The sequence below is a fragment of the Actinomadura sp. genome, assembly GCF_044508335.1.
GTDB lineage: Bacteria > Actinomycetota > Actinomycetes > Streptosporangiales > Streptosporangiaceae > Spirillospora.
Genome location: NZ_JBIQHY010000072.1, coordinates 1 through 3,589, shown reverse-complemented (window position 1 = coordinate 3,589; position 3,589 = coordinate 1). Strand labels below are relative to the sequence as shown.

At 73.2% G+C, this 3,589-nt stretch carries 4 protein-coding genes; all 4 read left to right on the top strand.

Annotation, left to right across the window (positions count from 1 at the left end; translation table 11 throughout):
- Positions 1-648 (top strand): helix-hairpin-helix domain-containing protein (locus tag ACIWVC_RS22485; protein WP_396454534.1); only part of this gene is annotated, 648 nt, incomplete at its 5' end.
- Positions 645-1,523 (top strand): RNase adapter RapZ, encoded by an 879-nt coding sequence (gene rapZ, locus ACIWVC_RS22480; protein WP_396452667.1) that lies wholly within the window; start codon positions 645-647, stop codon positions 1,521-1,523. The genes ACIWVC_RS22485 and rapZ, both read left to right, overlap by 4 nt.
- Before the next feature lie 37 nt (positions 1,524-1,560).
- Positions 1,561-2,538: a uridine diphosphate-N-acetylglucosamine-binding protein YvcK gene (gene yvcK, locus ACIWVC_RS22475; RefSeq protein ID WP_396452669.1), complete on the top strand. Its 978-nt coding sequence runs from the start codon at positions 1,561-1,563 to the stop codon at positions 2,536-2,538.
- A gap of 61 nt (positions 2,539-2,599) precedes the next feature.
- Entirely contained in the window at positions 2,600-3,577 is a 978-nt protein-coding gene (gene whiA, locus ACIWVC_RS22470; RefSeq protein WP_396452671.1) for a DNA-binding protein WhiA, read from the top strand.
- Positions 3,578-3,589: the final 12 nt, after the last annotated feature.

Sequence of the window (3,589 nt, the reverse complement as noted above, 5' to 3'; positions counted from 1 at the left end):
GAGGCGGTTGCCGGGGGGTCTGGGGGGTCGTCCCCCCAGAATGACACGGAGGCGGTTGCCGGGGGGTCTGGGGGGTCGTCCCCCCGGAATGACACGGAGGAGGGCGCGCACCAGCCGATCGACCCCGAGACCGGCCGGCCGCGCAAGTTCGCCTACCCGCCCAACCTGGTGATCGTCGACGGCGGCCCGCCGCAGGTCGCCGCCGCGCAGCGCGCCCTCGACGAGCTCGGCATCGACGACATCGCGGTGTGCGGCATCGCCAAGCGGCTGGAGGAGCTGTGGCTCCCCGGCGAGGACGACCCCGTCGTCCTGCCGCGCAACAGCGAGGGGATGTTCCTCGTCCAGCGGGTACGTGACGAGGCGCACCGCTTCGCCATCACCTTCCACCGCCAGCGGCGGTCCAAGTCCATGACGGTCAGCGAACTCGATAGCGTTCCGGGTCTGGGCCCGGCGCGGCGCGCGGCGCTGCTGAAGCACTTCGGCTCCCTGAAGCGGCTGAAGGAGGCGACGCCCGAGCAGGTCGCCGAGGTCCCGGGCATCGGCATGCGCAGCGCCGAGAGCATCGTCGCGGCGCTGCACGGCGGTACGGTCCCGGCGCGCGAGCACGCGGGCACGGGCGACGGGGAGCACAGGGGGAGACGGGCATGAGCAGCGAGACCAAGATCCCGGACATCGTGATCGTCACCGGCATGTCGGGGGCGGGCCGCAGCACCGCGGCCAAGTCCCTGGAGGACCTCGACTGGTTCGTGGTCGACAACCTGCCGCCCGGCCTGCTCGCCACGATGGCCGACCTCGGCGGCCGGGTGAAGGACGCGGTGCCCCGCATCGCCGTTGTCGTGGACGTCCGCAGCCGCGCGTTCACCGAGGACCTGCACTCCTCGATCGCCGAGCTGGAGGCGCGCGGCGTCCACCCCCGCGTGGTGTTCCTGGAGGCGAGCGACGCCGACCTCGTGCGCCGGTTCGAGAGCGTCCGCCGCCCCCATCCGCTGCAGGGCGACGGCCGCCTGGTGGACGGCATCGCCCGCGAACGCGAACTGGTCCGCGAGGTGCGCGCCGAGGCCGACCTGGTCATCGACACCAGCGGGCTCAACGTGCACGAGCTGCGCAACAAGATCATCGGGTTCTTCGGCAACGACACCGGCGAGTCCAGCCTGCGCGCCACCGTCGTGTCGTTCGGCTACAAGTACGGTCTGCCGGTCGACGCCGACCTCGTCGTCGACTGCCGGTTCCTGCCGAACCCGCACTGGGTGCCGGAGCTGCGGCCGAAGACCGGCCGCGACGCCGCCGTCCGCGACTACGTCCTCGGGCAGCGCGGCGCCAAGGAGTTCCTGGACGCCTACTCCGAGGTCCTGCGGCTGCTCTCCGAGGGGTACGAGCGCGAGGGCAAGCATTACGTGACGCTCGCCGTGGGATGCACCGGCGGAAAACACCGTAGTGTGGCCATGGCGGAGCAGATCGCCGCCCGGCTGCGGGACGAGGGCATCGAGGTGCAGGTCGCCCACCGTGACCTCGGCCGCGAATGACCATCCGCGGCTCCCGGACGAGGAGAGACACGGCACGGTGAAGCACCCCGGCCCGGCGGCGGGCCCCAAGGTCGTCGCGCTCGGCGGAGGCCACGGCCTCTACGCCTCGCTCTCCGCGCTGCGCCGCGTCACCGACCGGCTGACCGCGATCGTCACCGTCGCCGACGACGGCGGCTCCAGCGGGCGGCTCCGCCGCGAACTCGGCGTGCTGCCGCCCGGCGACCTGCGGATGGCGCTCGCCGCCCTCTGCGGCGACGACGAATGGGGCCAGACCTGGCGGGACGTCGTCCAGCACCGGTTCCGCAGCGAAGGCGACCTGAAAGGCCACGCCGTCGGCAACCTCCTCATCGTCGCGCTGTGGGAACTCCTCGGCGGCGGCGACGCCGCCGGCTCCACCGTCGCCGGCCTCGACTGGGTCGGCCGGCTGCTCGGCGCGCACGGCCGCGTCCTGCCCATGGCGGCCGTCCCCCTGGACATCGTCGCCGAGGTGCGCGGCGCCGACCCGTCCCGCCCCGACGACATCACCCACGTCAAAGGGCAGGTCGCGTGCGCCATGACGCCCGGCAGCGTGCTCGGCGTGTCGCTCGTCCCCGCCGACCCGCCCGCCTGCCCCGAGGCGCTCGCCGCCGTCGAAGAGGCCGACTGGATCGTGTTCGGCCCCGGCTCCTGGTTCACCAGCGTCCTGCCGCACCTCAAAGTGCCCGCGCTGGCCCGCGCCCTCACCACCGCCCGCGCCCGCCGCGCCGTCGCGCTCAACCTCGCGCCGCAGCCCGGCGAGACCGACGACTTCTCGCCGCAGACCCACCTGGAGGTCCTCCAGGCGCACGCCCCCGACCTGCGCGTCGACGTCGTCATCGCCGACCGCGGAGTCGTGGACGACCCGGGCGCGCTCGACAAGGCCGCGCAGACCCTCGGCGCGCGGCTCATCCTCGCCGACGTCGCCGCCGACGACGGCTCGCCGCGTCATGAACCCGCCCGCCTGGCCCAAGCCTTCGACAAGATATTCACCGAGTGACCTCCTGCGGGGCCGGGATCGGCCACACTGCTGGAAGTTCGATAGGGGGAGGGTTCATCAGATGGCGATGACCGGTGTGGTCAAGGACGAGCTGAGCAGGCTCACGGTCATGAAGCCGTGCTGCCGCAAGGCCGAGGTCTCGACGCTGCTGCGGTTCGCGGGCGGCCTGCACCTGGTCAGCGGGCGCATCGTGATCGAGGCCGAGATCGACACCGGCGTCGCGGCGCGGCGCCTCATCAAGGACATCGCGGAAGTGTTCGGGCACACCTCAGAAGTCGTCGTGCTCGCGCCGAGCGGCCTGCGCAAGGGCAACCGCTACGTCGTCCGCGTCTTCCGCGACGGCGAGTCCCTCGCCCGGCAGACCGGCCTCATCGACAACAACGGCCGGCCCGTCCGCGGCCTGCCCCGGCACGTCGTCGCCGGCGCCGCCTGCGACGCCGAGTCCGCCTGGCGCGGCGCGTTCCTCGCGCACGGCTCCCTCACCGAACCCGGCCGCTCCATGTCCCTCGAAGTGACCTGCCCCGGCCCCGAGGCCGCGCTCGCCCTCGTCGGCGCCGCCCGCCGCCTCAAAATCCACGCCAAGGCCCGCGAAGTCCGGGGCGTCGACCGCGTCGTCGTCCGCGATGGCGACGCCATCAGCGCCCTGCTCACCCGGCTCGGCGCCCACGACAGCGTCCTCGCCTGGGAAGAGCGCCGCATGCGCCGCGAAGTCCGCGCCACCGCCAACCGGCTAGCCAACTTCGACGACGCCAACCTGCGCCGCTCCGCCCGCGCCGCCGTCGCCGCCGGCGCCCGCGTCGCCCGCGCCCTGGAAATCCTCGGCGACGACGCCCCCGAACACCTCGTCAAAGCCGGCCGCCTCCGCCTGGAGCACAAGCAGGCGTCCCTCGAAGAACTCGGCCAGCTCGCCGACCCGCCCCTCACCAAGGACGCCATCGCCGGCCGCATCCGCCGCCTCCTCGCCATGGCCGACAAACGCGCCACCGACCAGGGCATCCCCGGCACCGAAGCCAACCTGACGGCGGAAATGCTGCAGTAGTTCATTGGGGGG

Bases quoted from the DNA above. Each gene is read 5' to 3' on its own strand.
- rapZ (WP_396452667.1), top strand. From the start codon at position 645: ATGAGCAGCGAGACCAAGATCCCGGACATCGTGATCGTCACCGGCATG.
- whiA (WP_396452671.1), top strand. From the start codon at position 2,600: ATGGCGATGACCGGTGTGGTCAAGGACGAGCTGAGCAGGCTCACGGTC.